Annotated in this window: 13 protein-coding genes and 1 tRNA gene; 5 read left to right on the top strand and 9 right to left on the bottom strand. The window is 65.8% G+C overall.

All coding sequences use genetic code 11. The features are described 5' to 3' along the window. Positions 1–133 precede the first annotated feature (133 nt). The 3 genes from ACFUTU_RS14460 (at position 134) to ACFUTU_RS14450 (ending at position 4,328) form a co-directional block, all read left to right on the top strand. Entirely contained in the window at positions 134–1,384 is a 1,251-nt protein-coding gene (locus ACFUTU_RS14460; protein ID WP_377965402.1) for an iron-containing alcohol dehydrogenase, read from the top strand. Between the two features lie 34 nt (positions 1,385–1,418). Then, complete coding sequence (locus tag ACFUTU_RS14455) at positions 1,419–2,894, top strand: NAD-dependent succinate-semialdehyde dehydrogenase (RefSeq protein WP_377965400.1); 1,476 nt, start codon at positions 1,419–1,421, stop codon at positions 2,892–2,894. Between the two features lie 66 nt (positions 2,895–2,960). Further along, positions 2,961–4,328: an MFS transporter gene (locus tag ACFUTU_RS14450; protein WP_377965398.1), complete on the top strand. Its 1,368-nt coding sequence runs from the start codon at positions 2,961–2,963 to the stop codon at positions 4,326–4,328. A 311-nt stretch (positions 4,329–4,639) separates the two neighbouring features. On the opposite strand, the gene ACFUTU_RS14445 is transcribed toward ACFUTU_RS14450, so the two are convergent. Together ACFUTU_RS14445 and ACFUTU_RS14440 are read right to left on the bottom strand one after the other, a co-directional pair. Continuing rightward, positions 4,640–4,915, bottom strand: a complete 276-nt coding sequence (locus ACFUTU_RS14445) for a hypothetical protein (protein WP_377965396.1) — start codon at positions 4,913–4,915, stop codon at positions 4,640–4,642. Positions 4,916–5,457: 542 nt separating this feature from the next. Beyond that, complete coding sequence (locus tag ACFUTU_RS14440; protein ID WP_377965394.1) at positions 5,458–5,862, bottom strand: TerC family protein; 405 nt, start codon at positions 5,860–5,862, stop codon at positions 5,458–5,460. Between the two features lie 167 nt (positions 5,863–6,029). Between ACFUTU_RS14440 and ACFUTU_RS14435 the strand changes: the two genes are divergently transcribed. Then, positions 6,030–6,653, top strand: a complete 624-nt coding sequence (locus tag ACFUTU_RS14435; RefSeq protein ID WP_377965392.1) for a hypothetical protein — start codon at positions 6,030–6,032, stop codon at positions 6,651–6,653. Positions 6,654–7,116: 463 nt separating this feature from the next. Here the strand turns inward: ACFUTU_RS14435 and ACFUTU_RS14430 are convergent. Further along, a tRNA-Leu gene (locus tag ACFUTU_RS14430) sits at positions 7,117–7,198 on the bottom strand. Positions 7,199–7,404: 206 nt separating this feature from the next. On the opposite strand from ACFUTU_RS14430, the gene ACFUTU_RS14425 reads away from it, so the two are divergent. Then, the gene (locus ACFUTU_RS14425) at positions 7,405–8,010 is read left to right on the top strand and encodes an ANTAR domain-containing response regulator (RefSeq protein WP_306922492.1); all 606 of its coding nucleotides are present in this window, start codon (positions 7,405–7,407) and stop codon (positions 8,008–8,010) included. A gap of 137 nt (positions 8,011–8,147) precedes the next feature. Here ACFUTU_RS14425 and pyk read toward each other — a convergent pair whose 3' ends face one another. The 6 genes from pyk to trpB all read right to left on the bottom strand — a co-directional run bounded on the left by pyk (position 8,148) and on the right by trpB (position 19,483). Then, positions 8,148–9,662 carry a pyruvate kinase gene (gene pyk / locus ACFUTU_RS14420; protein WP_377965390.1) on the bottom strand — a complete coding sequence of 505 codons (1,515 nt, stop codon included), beginning with the start codon at positions 9,660–9,662 and terminating at the stop codon, positions 8,148–8,150. A gap of 82 nt (positions 9,663–9,744) precedes the next feature. Further along, complete coding sequence (locus ACFUTU_RS14415; RefSeq protein WP_377965388.1) at positions 9,745–11,202, bottom strand: glutamate synthase subunit beta; 1,458 nt, start codon at positions 11,200–11,202, stop codon at positions 9,745–9,747. Beyond that, the gene (gltB, locus tag ACFUTU_RS14410; protein ID WP_377965386.1) at positions 11,195–15,811 is read right to left on the bottom strand and encodes a glutamate synthase large subunit; all 4,617 of its coding nucleotides are present in this window, start codon (positions 15,809–15,811) and stop codon (positions 11,195–11,197) included. The genes ACFUTU_RS14415 and gltB overlap by 8 nt, the downstream gene beginning before the upstream one ends. Before the next feature lie 266 nt (positions 15,812–16,077). Next, positions 16,078–17,340, bottom strand: coding sequence for a prolipoprotein diacylglyceryl transferase (gene lgt, locus ACFUTU_RS14405; RefSeq protein ID WP_377965384.1), 1,263 nt, complete (start codon positions 17,338–17,340; stop codon positions 16,078–16,080). 8 nt (positions 17,341–17,348) lie between these two features. Beyond that, positions 17,349–18,167: a tryptophan synthase subunit alpha gene (trpA, locus tag ACFUTU_RS14400; protein WP_377965382.1), complete on the bottom strand. Its 819-nt coding sequence runs from the start codon at positions 18,165–18,167 to the stop codon at positions 17,349–17,351. Then, positions 18,164–19,483 (bottom strand): tryptophan synthase subunit beta, encoded by a 1,320-nt coding sequence (gene trpB / locus ACFUTU_RS14395; protein ID WP_377965464.1) that lies wholly within the window; start codon positions 19,481–19,483, stop codon positions 18,164–18,166. Before trpB ends, trpA begins: the two co-directional genes overlap by 4 nt. Between the last annotated feature and the right edge of the window lie 30 nt (positions 19,484–19,513).

The raw sequence follows: 19,513 nt of genomic DNA, 5'->3' as shown, positions 1-19,513 counted from the left end.
GTGGCATGTGACCACATGACAATGGATGCAATGTGGCAGGAACATCCATATGTTGCATCACACGACTCTGGAAGGATGAGATCTGCGGCACCTTTCGGTAGCCGAAGTCCCCCATCTTTAGGAGTTAGTCACAATGTCGTGTGCGCATGCCGCGGGCATTCATCCCACTACCTTCGGCGTCCTGCGGCTGCCGCGGAACATCGTCGTCGGCGCCCAACAGCGATTTGCCATCCCCGATATCGCCGCAGAGTTCGGCGACCAGGTCCTCATCTGCACCGACCCGCGCCTTGCCGCCTCGGACGAGCTGCACGCGCTGGTCCGAAGCCTGGAGAGCCGGAACCTGTCCGTCCGGGTCTTCGGCGAAACCGAGCCGGAACTGCCGACGCCGGGCATCATCGCCTGCGTGGAGCAACTCAAAGGCCAGGACATCGACGTCATCATCGGTTTCGGCGGCGGAAGCTGCATGGACATGGCCAAGGTGGTCTCGGTGCTGCTCACGCACGGCGGCCAGCCCAGCGACTACTACGGCGAGTTCGCTGTCCCCGGCCCCGTCAAGCCCGTCATTGCACTGCCGACGACCGCGGGCACCGGCTCGGAAGCCACGGCCATCGCCGTGGTGTCCGACCCCGGGCTCGGGATGAAAATGGGCATCTCCAGCCCGCACATCATCCCGTTCGCTTCGGTCTGCGACCCCGAGCTCACCTACTCCTGCCCGCCGTCACTGACTGCGGCGACAGGCGCGGACACTTTCGTGCACCTGGTGGAATCATTCACCGCAATCACCCGGGAGCCCACCCGGACCCTTGCCAACGAACGCGTTTTTGTGGGCAAGAATGTCCTGACGGACTCCCTCGCGCTGGACGGAATCCGGCTGGTGGGCCGCAGCCTGGCCACGGCCTACAAGGATCCAGGCAACGTCGAGGCCCGCGGGGACATGATGCTGGCCGCTCTCTACGGTGGCATCGTTCTCAGCAACGCCGGAACCGCCGCGGCACACGCCCTTCAGTACCCGGTCGGCGCACTGACGCACACCCCGCACGGCGTCGGAGTCGGACTCCTGCTCCCGTACGTCGTCCGCCACAACTTCAGCGCGATTGTGCCCCAGCTGGGGCAGATCGCCGAAGCCCTAGGACGCGACACCAAGGGCATGGACGCCAGGAGCGCAGCCGCCGCCGGCGTCGAGGCCATCGACGAAGTAATTGCCGCCATCGAACTGCCCTCCACGCTGGAGGAACTCGGTGTGAAGGAAAGCGACCTTGACCGGATCGCCACACTGTCACTGAACTCCAAGCGGCTCATCGACAACAACCCGGTGCCGCTCGACCTCGAAGCCGTCAGCTCCATCGTGCAGGCAGCCTTCACGGGCGACCACACCATCCGCTGACGCAACCCCCAACACCAGAAGCAAAGGCTCACCCATGACTCTCCTTTCCACGCGGGAACCGCTTGACCTCCAGGGACTACCAGTCCCCCGCCAGCTGCTCATCGCGGGACGCTGGCAGGACGCCGCGAGCGGCGGTACTGTCGACGTCGTCAACCCCTCCGACGCCACCGTCATCACAGCGATCGCCGACGCCGACGTAACGGACGGACTCGCCGCCGTCGACGCTGCCGCGGCTGCACTCTCAGAATGGGCTGCCACGCCACCGCGGAGGCGCGCCGAAATCCTCAGCCGCTGCTTTGACCTGATGACCGAACGCAGCGAAGAACTCGCCCGCCTCATCTCCCTCGAAAACGGCAAGGCCCTTCCCGACGCCCGCGGAGAGGTGGCCTACGCCGCCGAGTTCTTCCGCTGGTACGCGGAGGAGGCCGTCCGGATCATCGGCGACGTGTCCGTCTCACCGTCCGGAGCCAACCGCATCCTGGTCCAGCACCAGCCCATCGGCGTGTGTGTCCTGATCACCCCGTGGAATTTTCCCGCCGCCATGGCCACACGCAAGCTGGCACCGGCGCTTGCTGCCGGCTGCACGGCCGTGCTCAAGCCGGCTACCCTTACTCCCCTGACGTCCCTGGCGATCGCCCAGCTGATGATCGACGCCGGGGTCCCGGCCGGCGTCGTAAATGTCATAACCACGAGCAGGACCAGCGACGTCATGACGCCGATCCTCGCCGATCCCCGAGTGCGCAAGCTGTCCTTCACAGGCTCCACCGGCGTCGGGCGGCACCTGCTGCGCCAAGCGGCCGACAACGTGCTCAAGTGCTCGATGGAGCTCGGCGGCAACGCGCCGTTCCTGGTGTTCGAGGACGCCGATCTGGACAAGGCCATCGACGGCGTCATGGTCGCCAAGATGCGCAACGGGGGCCAGGCCTGCACGGCCGCCAACCGTATTTACGTCCAGCGCGGGATCCAGGCCGAGTTCGCCAGCCGTCTGGCCGGCCGCATGGCCGCCCTGACGGTTGGTCCGGGCACCGATCCTTCCACCGAAGTCGGCCCCCTCGTCGACGAAGCCAGCGTCCTGAAAGTTGACGCCCTGGTGCGCGATGCCCTCGACCAGGGTGCGCGCCTGCTCACCGGCGGACAGTTGCCGGAAGGAGATGGCTACTACTACCCGCCCACGGTGGTGGCCAACGTGCCGCTGCACGCACGCATGGTCAGCGAGGAAATCTTCGGACCAGTAGCGTCCATCATCGGGTTCGACACAGAAGAAGAAGCCATCGCAGCCGCAAACGACTCCGAGTACGGCCTCGCTGCCTACGTCTTCACGGAGGACCTCCGCCGCGGGCTGCGGGTCTCCGAACGCATCGAAAGCGGAATGGTCGCCCTGAACCGCGGCCTGGTATCTGACCCGGCCGCCCCGTTCGGCGGCGTCAAGCAAAGCGGGCTGGGCCGTGAAGGCGCCCACCAGGGCCTGCTGGACTTCACTGAGACCAAGTACATCGCCGTGGACTGGTAAACCGGGTCCCCACCCGCAACCCACCGTCCTTCAACACCTCTGTTTGACCATCGAAAGAAAAGACCAATGACGCTCCCTTCAACCACTGCCCCCAAGGCGAACCGAGTGCCGTGGCGCGTGTCCCTGGCCAGCTTCGCCGGCACCACCATTGAGTGGTACGACTACTACATCTTCGGCCTCCTGGCCGCCACCGGCGTCTTCAGCCGGCTCTACTTCCCGGAGCAGGACCCGGCCACCGGGCTTCTGCTCGCGTTCCTCACCTACGCTGTCGGCTTCGTGGCCCGTCCCTTCGGCGGCATGTTCGCCGGGCACTACGGGGACAAGATCGGCCGCAAGCCGATGCTGGTGCTGTCCCTGCTCCTGATGGGCTTCGCCACACTGGCCATGGGTCTTCTCCCCACCTATTCCCAGATCGGTGTGTGGGCCCCCATCCTGCTGACCGTGCTCCGCCTCATGCAGGGCTTTGGCGCCGGCGCCGAATGGGCAGGAGCAGCCATTATCTCGACCGAACACGCCCCGGAGGGCCGACGCGGATTCTTCGGCAGCTTCACCCAGATGGGCGTCCCTGCAGGCATGCTGCTCGCCAACTCCTCCGTTCTGGCCGTCAAGGGCAGTGTTCCGGCCGACGTCTTTGACGCCTGGGGCTGGCGCATTCCCTTCCTGCTGAGCGTGCTTCTGATCGTCGTGGGCCTGGTCGTCCGGGCGAAGCTCGAGGACTCCGAGGACTTCAAAGACCTCATCGCCAAGAAGCAGACCGCCCACAACCCGCTGGGCGAAGCCCTGAAGAAGGAAACCAAGGGCGTCTGGCTGGTCGTCGGCATGCGCCTGGCGGAGAACTCCGCCTTCTACCTGTACACCACCTTCTCCGTGGTCTACATCATGCGGACCTTCGGGCCCGAGCGCGCCAACCAGGGCTCCATGTCCGTTCTGATCGCGTCCGCCATCGGCGTCATCGCTGTGCCGCTCTGGGCAGCGCTGTCGGACCGCATCGGCCGCAAGCCGCTCTACCTGTTCGGCTCCATCGGTGGACTGCTGTTCTTCCCGCTCTACTTCGTCATGACGGATACCGGAAGCGCGCTGCTGGCCACCCTGGCCATCATCATCGGCCTCGCGGTCTTCCACAACTCGATGTATGGCCCGCAGGCTGCCTTCTTCGCGGAGCTCTTCTCCACGAAGCTGCGTTACAGCGGCGCTTCCATGGGCTACCAGTTCGGGTCTGTCCTGGCCGGCGGCATCGCACCGCTGGTCGCCGTGGCCCTGCTCAACGCCGGTAACGGCGAACCCGGCTGGGTGATCCTGTACTTCAGCGTCATCGGTGTCATCACAGTGGCCTCGGCGATCCTGGCGCCTGAGACTGTGAAGCGTGTCCGCGGCCGCCTCGATGGGGCATCTGTCTCCGCTGCGGACTCAGCTGACAAGGCCCGCGTGCACTAAACGGCCTTTCAAAGCATCATGCCGGTGTCATCGGCAGGGCAACCTGCGGATGACACCGGCATTTTGGCAACGGTCGTCCGCTGGCGTGAAAGGCGAACCGGGCCGGCTCATATCCAGCTAAGCCACCCCTACCTCACGTCAGGCAGTGGGAAAGAGCGTCAGAACAGGATTCGAAATATGGACCACTGCACGCGCCGAAAACACCTGGACGGCTAGCAACTTGCACTAGAAAGGAGGCCAACGACGACAGGCAGTGTCGTCGTTGGCCTCCTTTCTGCGCCGCATGGTGTCATTCACAAAGGCACTTGGTTTTAGGCTGCCGTCGGAAGCGTTACGTAGCTGCCCTCGACGAGGCCGGCGGCAGCAGCGGGAGCGCCAGCTACGGTGACATAGCTGCCGCGGGTGACGGGAGGCATGTGTCGGATGCCGGGGACGGTGACATAGGTGCCTTCAACACCAGCCGCTGCGCTGCCGCCGGGCAGAGTTACGTAGCTGCCACCGCGCACTGCGGTGCCGACGACAGTGACGCCGGCAGCGGTCTCAGGGGCGGGTTCGGTCGTTGCGGGGCGTTGGACCAGCAAAGTCATGGGTTCTCCTCGGGGTTCAGGATAGGGGCCTCAGGATAGGGGCCAGTTCCGGTTCCAGTGCCGCTCAAGCAGAAGAGCGTTGCGGGTTGTGTCGCTTGCCCTGCCGGCCCGGGGATGTTCACCGGTGCGGTACTCGAGGGCTACTCTGGCCTACACCCAAGCTTAACGTCTTATTAGGAGCTACTCAAAATAACGTGGGGAGACTCACTGGTCTGTGCCCTTGGGATCACAGTCCACGGCCTGCCGGACCCAGTGCTGCACTCCCCCGGGGTCCGGACAAGGTCGGGCAACCCGACAGGTTCTGGGCTGATCCTGCACGTGCTGAGCCGAGCAGCGGCCCCGACCAGCCAGGTCCTGTCGCCCTCCCCGGTAGCCAGAAGCGCGGCTTTGTCCGCGCTGCGGACCGCCGTCGAGGGCAGGATCATCCTCGAGTGGTTGTATTTGGGGGACGGCCAAATGAACTGCCGGGTCTTTTGTCACGCTTCCGGGAACGGACCGGTCGACGGTCCATCGGTTCACCCTAGCCCGGCAGGTTCCTGGTATCAGTCGTCGTCGGTGATTCTGCCGGTGACCGGTTTGCGGGACAGGTGGACGTCGCCGACTTCCGGAGAGCGGGCGGTTGCGGCGGCGATGGCATCGCGGTGCCGGTTGACGAAGGCGAAGATGTACTTCGCGGAAAAGAGCATGATGGTGAAGGAGGACAGCACCGCGACGATGATGATCAGCAGGTTGTCCACCATCCCGACGGCGGTGATGACCGAGTCGAAGGAGAAGACCATGTCCAGGATGATGATCTGCGCCAGCACGGCGCCAAACGTGGCGGCCTTCGCGCTACCCATGCCATGGGATTCCGTTCCCTCAAGCTTCCCGTGGATCTGCCGTACTGCTTTATAGACCAGGAATAAGCCGCCGAAGAGCAGGATCAGATCCCGTCCGGAGAACCCCATTCCGAAGAGTTCGAAAAGATCTCGGAGAGGGAAATAATCCAGGAGGCTACGAACAACAAGGACGCTCTGCGTACCCGTGGCAGACGTGATCAGCGTTCTCTGCATCGGCTACGTCATCGCCTGCATGGCCGTCGTCATCACCATGGCCCTCGTCGGGTTCTACGTACATGTACCTCCAGGACGACCGCGTCCAGACAGAAGCCACTCCCTTCGCCCCCGTGGGGCGCAAGGGCAGGGTCCGTGCCGCGATGGCGTCGATGGTGCTTGAAGAGATGACCCGGGGCGACAGGCCCGTCCTCATCGCCCGGGCTCCCGAGTTCTACGGTCCGGGAAAGACGCAGAGCTTCACGAACGCACTCATGATCGACCGGCTCAAGACCGGCAGGAGACCCCTTGTCCCGGTACGGGATGACCGGCAGCGGACCCTCATCTGGACCCCCGACGCGAGCCGTGCACTGGCACTTCTGCGCAACACACCCGACGCCTACGGGCAGACATGGCACCTACCAGTCGCCGAAGACCGCCCGAACTACCGGGAATTCGTTGCCATGGCCGGCGAGGCGTTCGGCAAGGACGCCGGCTACACGGTCGTGCCGCGATGGGCCCTCAGCACTGCCGGACTCTTCTCCGCGCACGTGCGCGAGCTCAAAGAACTCCTGCCGCGCTACTCACACGACAACCGCTTCGACTCCACAAAGTTCACCACGCGCTTCCCCGAGTTCAAGGTGACCGCCTACCGTGACGGACTCTCCATCACCCACCAGGAAACCGAGGCTGAGCGGCTGCATTGACCACATCATGTAGCCGACGCCGGCCGCGACTATGTACAGGTATGGACGGAAAGGCTCTTGCAGCGTGGACGAAGGGAAGTGAGCCTCATGTGGTGCCCGTCGCGCGTTAGCTCACCATCCGCGCCCACTAGACAGCCCGCTACCTGTTGCCAAAAGTCACGTCGCCGATCCAGCGGCAGCAATGAACAAGAAGAGCAGCCGCCAATAGCCCAGCAGGAGGAAAACCTGATGAACATCCAACGACGCAGCGAAGAAACCGAGAAAATGTTTTTCCTCACGTCATGCTGGCCGCACCAGGCTCGTCCATGAACAGGTATGGAACGGCAAACCGTCGATCCAGGAAGCTAAGGAGACCACCGCCCACTGCACCGGCCACCAATGAAAAAGGCCCCCGAAGGGGCCCTTCACAACACAAAATGTGCACACTCAGAGGCTGAGAAGCCCCTGACCTGCGAAAACACTGTGCCCGAGGTGGGACTCGAACCCACACACCTTTCGATACCGCATTTTGAGTGCGGCGCGTCTGCCAATTCCGCCACTCGGGCGCGGAGTACACGGAGTAACAATCGTAGGCTCACAGCGAAGTGTGAGCAACGCAGCCACTACCAGTGCGCGGATTTACTCTACATGCAGATAGGCTAAAACCCAGAATCGCGCCACCGCCGTCGCAACAAGCCATGCCGACCCAAGTACCAGCGCGGGGCCCAACTAAGATAGTCATAGTCCCGCCGTACCTTTTCAAGGAGATCCCGTGTCAGAACCGACGGAGTCAAACAAAACGTCCCAGCCGGCGCGCCGCGTCGTCGTGGCCGAAGACGAAACCCTTATCCGCCTCGACATCATCGAAATCCTGCGCGGTGAAGGCTATGACGTCATCGGCGAGGCCGACAACGGCGAGAAGGCCGTGCAGCTGGCCGAGGAGCTCAAGCCGGACCTGGTCCTCATGGACGTCAAGATGCCCGTGATGGACGGCATCTCCGCCGCCGAGAAGATCGTCAAGGCACGCATCGCCCCGGTGGTGCTGCTGACCGCATTCAGCCAGAAGGAACTCGTGGAGCGCGCCCGCGACGCCGGCGCCATGGCCTACGTGGTGAAGCCCTTCACGCCCGCCGACCTGATCCCCGCCCTGGAGATCGCGCTGTCCCGCCACGAGGAGATCAAGGCCCTCGAAGCCGAGGTCACCGACCTGCAGGAGCAGTTCGCCACCCGCAAGCTCGTGGAACGCGCCAAGAGCCTGCTGACCACCAAGATGGGCCTGACGGAACCGGAAGCCTTCCGCTGGATCCAGAAGACCTCGATGGACCGCCGCCTCAGCATGCGCGAAGTGGCCGAGACCATCATCAACCAGGTCAACTAACGCCAAAAGCAGCAAGACAGAAGGACCCCGGCACCCCGCCGGGGTCCTTTCGCGTTAAGCCCGGAGGAGCCGGGCCCGCTCCCATTAAAGAAAGATCCCCGCCGCCAGATAACCGGCGACGGGGATCTCAGACCAGGTTACTCAGCCGGATCGGCTGCAACCTTGTTCTTCTTCTTCTTTTCCGGCCACGGGCCGAGCTTTTCACGCTTGTCCGCCGCTTCGCCCGTACGGGACGTATCGGCGAGGTCGCCCACCTTGTGGACCTTCAGCGAGTTCGTCGAACCCGCCTTTCCGGGAGGGGAACCGGCAGCGATGACCACGAGGTCGCCGTCTTCCACCAGTTCCATGTCCAGCAGGCTGCGGTCCACCTGTGCGGTCATTTCATCCGTGTGGCCCACCATGGCAACCAGCTGCGGCTGGATGCCCCAGGTCAGCGCCAGCTGGTTCCACACGTGCTCCACCGGGGTGAACGCGAAAACCGGCTTGATCGGGCGGAGGCGGGACAGGCGGCGCGCCGAGTCACCGGACTGCGTGAACGTACAGATGTACTTGGCGTCCAGCTGGTCGGCGATTTCGACGGCGGCACGGGTGATCGCGCCACCGCGGGTCTTGGGCTTGGTCCCCAGCGGGGGGACGCGCTCCAGGCCGTGCTCCTCGGTGGATTCGATGATCCGGGCCATGGTCTTGACCGTCTCGATCGGGTACTTGCCCACGCTGGTCTCGCCGGAGAGCATGACCGCATCGGCGCCGTCGAGCACGGCGTTGGCGCAGTCGGAGGCCTCAGCCCGGGTCGGGCGCGGGTTGTCGATCATGGACTCCAGCACCTGGGTGGCCACGATGACCGGCTTCGCCCAGCGGCGCGCCAGTTCAATGGCACGCTTCTGCACGATCGGCACTTCCTCGAGCGGAAGCTCCACGCCCAGGTCGCCACGGGCAACCATGATCGCGTCGAACGCGTCGATGATTTCGTGGAGCTGGTCCACGGCCTGCGGCTTTTCGATCTTGGCGATCACCGGAACGCGGCGGCCCTCTTCATCCATGATTTCGTGGACGCGCTTGATGTCGGCGGCGTCACGGACGAAGGACAGCGCAACGAGGTCGACGCCGCGGCGGATGGCCCAGCGCAGGTCGTCCTCGTCCTTTTCGCTCAGCGCGGGGACGTTCACGGCAACACCGGGAAGGTTGATGCCCTTGTTGTTGGACACGTAACCGCCCACGGTCACCTTGGCAACAACCTTGACGTCGTCAACCTCAAGCGCACGCAGCGCCACCTTGCCGTCGTCGATCAGCAGGGCATCGCCCGGGTTGACGTCCTCGGTCAGGCTCTTCAGGGTGGTGGAGCAAATGTCCTTGGTACCGGGAACGTCTTCGGTGGTGATCGTGAAGATGTCCCCCACGGCCAGCAGGTGCGGTCCGTCAACAAACCGGCCAAGGCGGATCTTCGGACCCTGCAGGTCAGCCATGATCGCCACAGCCTTGCCCAGGTCGGCCGCCGCCTTGCGGACGTTCTCGTAGGTGTTGTCGTGCACGGAGTAGTCACCGTGGCTCATGTTCATGCGGGCTACATCAACGCCGGCTTCCAGCACCGCGAGGGTGTTTTCGTAGCTGGCAATGGCCGGTCCGAAGGTGGCCACAATCTTTGCGCGTCTCATATACCTACCCTATTGGTCACTTGCATTGGTTAAGTTGTCACGGAGATGAATTCCCCGGGTCGGCCGCCACGAAGGAGGCGCGCTACAGGACAGCTATGGCGCGGTCCGTCGGAGCCACGGGTGCAGGAAGGATGGTGCTGCCCATCAGGAACTTGTCCACCGCAGCAGCAGCCGCACGGCCTTCTGCGATGGCCCACACGATCAGGGACTGTCCACGGCCGGCGTCGCCAGCCACAAAGACACCCTCCGTGTTGGTCATGTAGTAGCCGTCGCGGGCCACGTTGCCGCGGCCGTCGAACTCGGCGCTGACCTGCTCGGTGATGCCGGCGGGTTCTGCGCCGGTGAAGCCCAGCGACAGGAACACCAGGTCCGCGGGGATGATCCGCTCGGTTCCGGCCTTGGGCAGCCGCTTGCCGTCCACGAATTCGGTCTCGGCGACCTTCACGCCGGTCAGCTTGCCGTCCTCGCCCACGAACTCCACGGTGGAGGCGAGGTACGTGCGCTCACCGCCTTCCTCGTGGGCGCTGGCAACCTCGAAGAGGGTCGGGAACGTCGGCCACGGCTGGTGGCCGGCGCGCTCCAGCGGCGGCTGCTTGCCGATGGCGAGGGTGGTAACAGACGCTGCCTGGTGGCGGTGCGCCGTGCCGATGCAGTCCGCGCCGGTGTCGCCGCCGCCGAGGATGACCACGTGCTTGCCGCGCGCGTCGATGTGGTTTTCCGGGGACTCCCCTGCCACCACGCGGTTGGCGGGAACCAGGTAATCCATGGCGAAGTGCACGCCCTCGAGCTCGCGGCCCGGGATGGGCAGGTCACGCGGCACCGTGGCGCCGGTGGCGATCACCACGGCGTCGTAGCGGCGGCGCAGCTGCTCCCAGGTCACGTCCGTACCGACGGCGACGCCGGTGCGGAAGCGGGTGCCTTCGGCTTTCATCTGCTCGAGCCGGCGGTCCACCTGCTCTTTTTCCATCTTGAAGTCGGGGATCCCGTACCGCAGCAGGCCGCCGATCTTGTCGTCCCGTTCGTAAACGGCCACGGTGTGGCCGACGCGGGTGAGCTGCTGGGCAGCCGCCAGGCCGGCAGGGCCGGATCCGACGACGGCGACCGTCTTGCCGGTGAGGCGGTGCGGGGGCAGCGGGTTGACCCAGCCGTTGTCGAAGGCCTCATCGATGATTGACACCTCAACCTGCTTGATGGTCACCGCGGGCTGGTTGATGCCCAGCACGCAGGACGCCTCGCAGGGAGCGGGGCACAGCCGGCCGGTCCATTCGGGGAAGTTGTTGGTGGCGTGCAGCCGCTCAATCGCTTCCTCGCCCTTGTCCCGCCACATGAGGTCGTTCCACTCGGGAATCAGGTTCCCCAGGGGGCAGCCCTGGTGGCAGAACGGCACGCCGCAGTCCATGCAGCGGCCGGCCTGGCTCTTCAGGACACCCTTTTCCTGGGCCTCATAGACTTCCTTCCAGTCCATGATGCGGACGGGAACGGGACGGCGCGGCTGGGTTTCACGCTGGCGTACTTTCAGAAATCCGCGTGGGTCAGCCACCGGTCACCTCCAGGATTCGAGACCAAACTTCTTCGCCGTCGGGGTCAAGGCCCTCTTCGATGGCGTCAAGCCTGGTTTGCAGCACTGCGGCGTAGTCGCGCGGCAGCACCTTGGTTATGCGGGCAGCGGTGTCATCGAAGTTGTCGAGCAGACGCGCCGCCAGCTGGGATTCGGTTTCCTCCACGTGCTTGACCAGCAGGCCGTGGACGATGTCGCGGTCCTCGGCGTCCAGCTCGAGGAGCTGGAGTTCGCCGGACTGCAGGGCTTCCTTGTTGACCCGGGCGCTGTCGAGGTCCAGCACGTAGGCCGTGCCGCCGGACATGCCCGCGCCGAAGTTACGGCCGGTGCGGCCGATGATCAGCGTCTGGCCGCCGGTCATGTATTCACACCCGTGGTCGCCGATGCCTTCAACAACGGCAGTGGCGCCCGAGTTACGGACCAGGAAGCGTTCGCCCACCTGGCCGCGCAGGAACAGTTCGCCGCTGGTGGCGCCGTAGCCGATCACGTTGCCGGCCACGACGTTCCGCTCAGCCTGGAACACATTGGTGCGGTCCGGGCGGACGATGATCCGGCCGCCGGAAAGGCCCTTGCCGACGTAGTCGTTGGAGTCGCCGTACATGCGCAGCGTGATGCCGGCAGGCAGGAATGCGCCCAGTGACTGCCCGGCGGTGCCGTTCAGCGTGATGTCGATCGTGTCCGTGGCCAGCACGTCCGTGCCGAACTTCTTGGTCACCTCGTGGCCGAGCATGGTGCCCACGGAACGGTCCGTGTTGATCACGTCAACGGTGATCTTCACCGGGGCACGGTCCGTCAGCGCTTCGGCGGCCATGGTGATGAGCCGCTGGTCGAAGTGCTTGTCCAGCTCGTGGTTCTGGCCGGTCAGGTTACGCAGCGGGGCGTCGTCGTCGAACTCAAGGCCGTGCAGGATCGGATCCAGGTCCAGCCCTTCGGCCTTCCAGTGGCTGATCGCGTCGCGGGTATCGAGCATTTCGGCGTGGCCGATCGCTTCCTCGATGCTCCGGAAGCCGAGCTCGGCGAGGATCTCGCGGACTTCCTCGGCCAGGAACTCGAAGAAGTTGACCACGAACTCCGGCTTGCCGCTGAAGCGCGCCCGCAGCTCGGGGTTCTGCGTGGCAACGCCGACGGGGCAGGTGTCCAGGTGGCAGACACGCATCATGATGCAGCCCTCAACCACCAGCGGCGCCGTGGCGAAGCCGAATTCCTCACCGCCGAGCAGCGCGGCGATAACGACGTCGCGTCCCGTCTTGAGCTGGCCGTCCACCTGCACCACCACGCGGTCGCGCAGGCCGTTGAGCATGAGGGTCTGCTGGGTCTCTGCGAGACCCAGCTCCCACGGAACACCGGCGTGCTTGAGCGAGTTCAGCGGCGAGGCGCCGGTACCGCCGTCGTGCCCGGAAACAAGCACGACGTCGGCCTTGGCCTTGGTCACACCGGCGGCCACTGTGCCGATGCCCACCTCGGAGACGAGTTTGACGTGCACCCGGGCCGAGGGATTCGCGCGCTTGGCATCGTAGATGAGCTGCGCGAGGTCCTCGATCGAGTAGATGTCGTGGTGCGGGGGCGGCGAGATGAGTCCGACGCCGGGGGTCGAGTGGCGCGTCCGGGCAACCCAGGGGTAGACCTTCTGCGCCATCAGCTGGCCGCCTTCGCCCGGCTTGGCACCCTGGGCCATCTTGATCTGTATGTCGTCCGCGTTGGTCAGGTACAGGCTCGTGACGCCGAAGCGGCCCGAGGCAATCTGCTTGACGGCGGAGCGGCGCTCGGGGTCGAGCAGGCGCTCCACGTCCTCGCCGCCTTCACCGGTGTTGGACTTGCCGCCCAGCCGGTTCATGGCGATCGCGAGGGTCTCGTGGGCTTCCTTGGAGATGGAGCCGTAGCTCATGGCACCCGTGGAGAAGCGCTTGACGATGCTGGAGACCGGCTCGACTTCCTCGAGCGGCACGGCGGGGCGCAGCCCGTCCTTGAACTTGAGCAGACCGCGCAGGGTCATCAGGTTCTCGGACTGGTCATCCACGCCCTTGGTGTAGGCCTTGAAGATGTCGTAACGGCGCTCACGCGTGGCGTGCTGCAGCCGGAAGACGGTCTCCGGGTTGAACAGGTGCGGCTCGCCGTCACGGCGCCACTGGTACTCGCCGCCGCCCAGCAGGGGCCGGTGCGGCTGCTCGATGCCGCCCTCCGGGTAGGCCATCTGGTGGCGTGCGGATACCTCGGCCGCGATGACGTCCAGGCCCACGCCGCCCAGCTGGGAGTGCGTGCCCGCAAAGAATTCGTCCACCAGCTCCTGGCCCAGGCCCAGCGCTTCGAACGTCTGGGCACCGGTGTAGGACGCAACAGTGGAGATGCCCATCTTGGACATGATCTTCAGGACACCCTTGCCGAGGCCCTTGATGAGGTTGTAGACGCCGTCCTGCGGTGTCACGCCCACCACGTCGCCGGCAGCGATGAGCTGCTCGACGGATTCCATGGCCAGGTACGGGTTCACGGCGGAGGCGCCGTAGCCGATGAGAACTGCCACGTGGTGCGTCTCGCGGACGTCGCCTGCCTCGACCACCAGCGCAGTCTTGGTGCGGTTGGCGCTGCGCAGCAGGTGGTGGTGCACGGCGCTGACCAGCAGCAGCGACGGGATCGGGGCCCACTGCGCGTTGGAGTCGCGGTCGGAGAGCACCACGTACTGCACGCCGCGGTTGATGGCGCCGGAGACCTGTTCGCAGATTTCGGTGAGCCGTGCGCGGAGCGCGTTCTCGCCGCCTTCGGGGCGGTAGAGGCCGCGGACCTTCATGGCCACACGGTTGCCCTCGGCGTCCTCAATGTTGGCGATCTTGGCGAGCTGGTCGTTGTTGATCACCGGGAACGGCAGCTGGACCTGCGGCTGCCGCACCTGCTTGGTGTCCAGGAGGTTGCCGTTCGGGCCGATGGCGCAGGTCAGCGACGTGACCAGCTCTTCACGGATGGCGTCCAGCGGCGGGTTGGTCACCTGCGCGAAGGACTGCACGAAGTAGTCGAACAGCAGGCGCGGGCGCTTGGACAGCACGGCCACCGGGGTGTCGGAGCCCATGGCGCCCAGCGGTTCGGCACCGGTGCGCGCCATCGGGCCCAGGAGGATCTTCAGCTCTTCAGTGGTGTAGCCGAAGGTGCGCTGGCGGATGTTCACGGACGCGGCGGTGTGCACCACGTGCTCGCGCTCGGGCAGTTCGTTGAGGTCGATCAGGTTGTCCTTGACCCACTCGGCCCAGGGGTTGGCCGCGGCCACCTCGGCCTTGACCTCGTCGTCGCCGATGATGCGGCCGGCCTCGGTGTCCACCAGGAACATCTTGCCGGGCGAAACGCGGCCCTTCTTGACCACCTTGGAGGGCTCGACCTCGATCACGCCCACCTCGGAGGCGAAGACCACCAGGCCGTCCTCGGTGATCCAGTAGCGGCCGGGGCGCAGGCCGTTGCGGTCCAGCGTTGCGCCCACCAGGCTGCCGTCGGTGAACGACACAGCCGCAGGCCCGTCCCAGGGCTCCATCAGGAGGGAGTGGTACTCGTAGAACGCACGGCGTGCCGGATCCATCGTGGCGTGGTTTTCCCACGCCTCGGGGATCATCATCATGATGGCGTGCGTGATCGGGCGGCCGGAGAGCCACAGCAGTTCGGCCACCTCGTCGAAGGACGCCGAGTCGGACGCTCCGGGGGTGCAGATCGGGAACAGCTCTTCCGGCGAGTCTCCCAGCAGCGGGTTGGCCAGCTGGGACTGGCGGGCGCGCATCCAGTTGCGGTTGCCCTTGACGGTGTTGATTTCACCGTTGTGGGCGATGGTGCGGAACGGCTGGGCCAGCGGCCAGGACGGGAAGGTGTTGGTGGAGAAGCGGGAGTGGACGATCGCCAGCTTGGTCTTGAAGCGCTTGTCCGAAAGGTCCGGGTAGAACGGCTCCAGCTGGGCCGTGGTCAGCATGCCCTTGTAGACAATAGTCCGGGAGGACAGCGACGGGAAGTAGACGCCGAACTTGTTCTGGGCGCGCTTCCGGATGCGCCAGGCGCGGCCGTCAAGGTCGTTGCGTTCCAGCTGCTCGCCGGTTGCCGAGGCGAAGAACGGCTGGGAGAAGTAGGGCATGCAGGCGCGCGCCATGGCGCCGACCAGGTCGGCGACGACGGGAACCTCACGCCAGCCGAGGACCGTCAGGCCCTCGTCGGCGGCCAGCGCTTCGATGCCTGCCTTGGCGGCGTCGGCCTCGCGCTGCTCAGCCGGCAGGAAGGCGGTTCCCACCACGTACTGGCCGGGGGCCGGAAGTTCGAATTCAGTGACGGCGCGGAAGAACTCGTCCGGCACCTGCATCAGGAGGCCGGCGCCATCACCCGTTCCCTCATCGGCGCCGACAGCACCGCGGTGCTCCAGGTTGCGGAGGGCGGTGAGGGCGGCCTCGACAATGTCGTAGCCGGGTTCCCCGCGCAGAGTGGCGATAATCGCAAGACCGCAGGCGTCCTTCTCCTGCTCCGGGTTGTACAGCCCGGATGCCTCGGGGAGCGCCGCGAACCGCTTGAACGGCGACATGGCGGCGTCCGGCTGGTTCGGTTCTGACCAGCTGGGGCTTGAAAGAGTTTGGGTCATGGGAGACGTCCTTCCTCCTGATCGTGCGTATGGAAGGGACAACGTTGGCCCCACTCAGCGCGCCACTGTGATGGGCACAACAAAGTGTTACTGCTTACTGGAAATTGTAGGGCAGGCCTACCTGCAGAACTAACAGTTACGCAGGCGTCCGCCCCGGGCTTGACCCCGTCAGCAGCTCTATGCTGACCGGAGTGGCCTCTGCCACGACGTTGTGGTGGTGGGCGCTCCGAGCGGTAACTCTCTGCTGCCCTGGGTACCGGCGCCTTCTAGCGTGAGCTGTCGGCTTCCGGCGCGGTCCCGGTGTCTGTGCCACCGGACTTTCCGGTGTTCCGCGACTCCGCGGCGGCTGGGGTACCGCCGGTGGATGCCGGGACTGCTTCCGTTTGGGCAGAAACTAGCCCGGAACCGTTTTGGTTATCAGGGAGATTACCACGCAATTCACTATCTGAGACAACAGCGCCCGTATCACGGACTGGATTGCCGGTCACATTTGGGTCGCCGGCGGAGTCCTTCGGCGTCTCTTTCCCGGCGGCCGAACCGTCAGATTCGGCACCGGCGGGCTTCCCGCCGTCGGCCTTTTCACCCACCGCAGGGGCGGGCTCGCGGCCCGGCAGGTACACACTGTCCGCATTGCCGTCCTTGCGCCGGCCCAGCACGATGAACACGGCCAGGGCCGCGACAAACACGAAGATGCTGGTCCAGACGTTCAGCCGGGTGGTGATGCCGAACAGGCTGATCTGCTCTGCGTCGTCGATCCGCATCGCCTCGATCCAGACGCGGCCCAGCGTGTAGTACATGGCGTACAGCCAGAAGAGCCGGCCGCGCCGGAAGTGGAACCGGCGGTCGAGGGCGAGGAGGATCAGCACACCCGCGATGTTCCAGAGGGATTCGTACAGGAACGTGGGGTGGAACAGGGTGTCGGCCGGGTACCCTGCCGGGAAGTTGGCGTTGTCCGCGTCCACCTGGAGTCCCCAGGGCAGCATGGTGGGGCCGCCGAAGAGCTCCTGGTTGAAGTAGTTGCCCCACCGGCCCAGGGCCTGCGCCAGCAGCAGCCCGGGCGCTGCGGCATCCATGAATGCCGTGAGCTTGACCCCGGCCCGGCGGCAGCCGATCCAGGCGCCGAAGGCACCCAACACCACGGCGCCCCAGATTCCGAGGCCGCCGCGCTGGATCTGCGGGATCAGGGAGAGGTCACCGGTGCCGTCGAAGCCCGGGCCGAAGTACGCGTCCGGAGAGGAGAACACGTGGTAAAGCCGGCCGCCGATGATGCCGAACGGGATGGCCCAGATGGCGATGTCCCAGACGCTGCCCTCGGGCACTCCGCGCTTGGCCCAGCGGACGGACGTCAGCCACAGGCCCACGACAATGCCCGCCAGGATGCACAGGGCGTAAGCGTGGATGCGGAGCGATCCCCACGGCAGCGGAATATCGAACCCGGACCAGTCCGGGCTCGGAATGCTTGCCGGCACCATGCCGGCCGGAAGCAGGCCGGCGGGTGCCAGTACAGCTGCGGTGAGGAGCGTCTGCATGGGTGCGGCTACTTCCTGGTCAGTCCGGTACTGAGGTCTTTAGTCAGCTTGGCGACGGCGTCCACGCCGCCGTCGCGCACTGCCGCCACAAGCGCCGAGCCGACGATCACGCCGTCGGCGTAGGCGGCGATCTCCGCCACCTGCTCCGCGGTGGACACGCCGAGGCCGACGCACACGCGTTCCGCTCCGGCGGCCTTGGCCGCGGCAACGACGCCGTTGGCCGCATCGCTCACGGCCGTGCGTGCACCGGTGACGCCCATGATGGAGACGGCGTAGACGAAGCCGCGGCTGGCGTCCACGGTCCGGCGCATGCGCTCCGGAGTGGAAGAAGGCGCCACGAGGAAGACCCGGTCCAGGCCGTACTTCTCCGAGGCGTCCATCCACTCGGCTGCCTCGTCGGGAATCAGGTCAGGGGTGATGAGCCCTGCTCCCCCGGCCTCGGCCAGGCGCCGCGAGAACTCCTCCACGCCCATCCGGACCACGGGATTCCAGTACGTCATGACCAGGACGGCGGCATCCGTCTGGCTGGTGATGCCGGCAACGACGTCAAACACCTGGCGCACGGAGAACCCCTTGGCCAGCGCCTCGGTGGTGGCCGCCTGGATGACCGGGCCGTCCATGACCGGGTCCGAGTACGGGATGCCGATCTCGATCAGGTCGGCGCCGTTGCGCGCCAGGGCGATGCCGGCGGCGATGGTCTCCTCGACACTGGGGTACCCGGCAGGCAGGTAGCCGATCAGGGCCGCACGGCCTTCCGCGCGGGCCTTGTCGATGGCAATGGCCGACTTGCTGGTGATCTGCTTGCCGGAGTTCTGCGCAGTAGTCACAGCTGCTCCCCTTCCTTGCCGATGGTCGCCTCGGCGGAATCCTTGTCCAGCAGGTCGAACCATTCCGCCGCAGTGGCTACGTCCTTGTCACCCCTGCCTGAGAGGTTGACGATCACGATCTTGTCAGCGGCGTCGCCGCCTTCGGCCGCCAGCCGCTGGCCCACCTTGATGGCACCGGCCAGGGCGTGGGAGGACTCGATCGCGGGGATGATGCCTTCGGTGCGGCACAGGAGACGGAAGGCTTCCATGGCTTCGCTGTCGGTGATCGGCTCGTAGCTGACGCGTCCGATGTCGGCCAGGTACGAGTGCTCCGGTCCGACGCCGGGGTAATCCAGCCCGGCGGAGATGGAGTGCGACTCGATGGTCTGGCCATCGTCGTCCTGCATGAGGTAGGACCGGGCGCCGTGCAGCACTCCGGGCCGGCCCAGCGTGATGGTGGCCGCGTGCCGGCCGGTCTCGACGCCGTCACCGCCGGCTTCGAAGCCGTAGATCTTCACCGACGGGTCATCCAGGAAGCCGTGGAAGATGCCGATGGCGTTGGAGCCGCCGCCGATGCAGGCGCAGACGGCGTCCGGCAAGCGGCCGGTCTGCGCCAGGATCTGCTCGCGTGCTTCATCGCCGATGACCTCGTGGAAGTAACGCACCAGGGCCGGGAACGGGTGCGCCCCGGCTGCGGTGCCCAGCAGGTAGTGGGTGTTGCCGACGTTGGCGACCCAGTCCCGGAGCGCTTCGTTGATGGCGTCCTTCAGGGTCTGCGACCCGTTGGTGACGGGGATGACCGTGGCGCCCAGGAGCTCCATGCGCGCCACGTTCAGGGCCTGCCGGCGGCAGTCCTCGGCGCCCATGTAGACCACGCATTCGAGGCCCAGCAGGGCTGCGGCCGTCGCACTTGCCACGCCGTGCTGCCCGGCGCCGGTCTCGGCGATGACGCGGGTCTTGCCCATGCGCTTGGCAAGGAGCGCCTGGCCCAGCACGTTGTTGATCTTATGCGAGCCGGTGTGGTTCAGGTCCTCGCGCTTGAGGAAGATCCGGACGCCGCCGGCGTGCTCGGCGAAGCGCTTGGCTTCGGTCAGCAGCGAGGGGCGGCCGGAGTAGTTCCTGTTGAGCTCCGCGATCTGCGCGGTGAACTCCGGATCGGCCTTGGCCTTCTCGAAGGTGTCCTCGAGCTCGTCGAGGGCGGCGATCAGTGACTCAGGCATCCAGCGGCCGCCGTAGGCGCCGAAGTAGGGTCCCGGGGCGTGGCGCAGCGAGGTGCCTCCCTGCAGGAATGCATCCACCGAGCCCTCGTCAGAGCCGGCTGTTGGCGCGTCGGCCATCAGTCTCACCATCCTGTTCACTTTTTCCTG

It is taken from the genome of Arthrobacter sp. NPDC057388 (assembly GCF_042668165.1).
Classification (GTDB): Bacteria; Actinomycetota; Actinomycetes; order Actinomycetales; family Micrococcaceae; genus Arthrobacter.
This window is presented reverse-complemented; position numbering and strand designations above follow the sequence as displayed.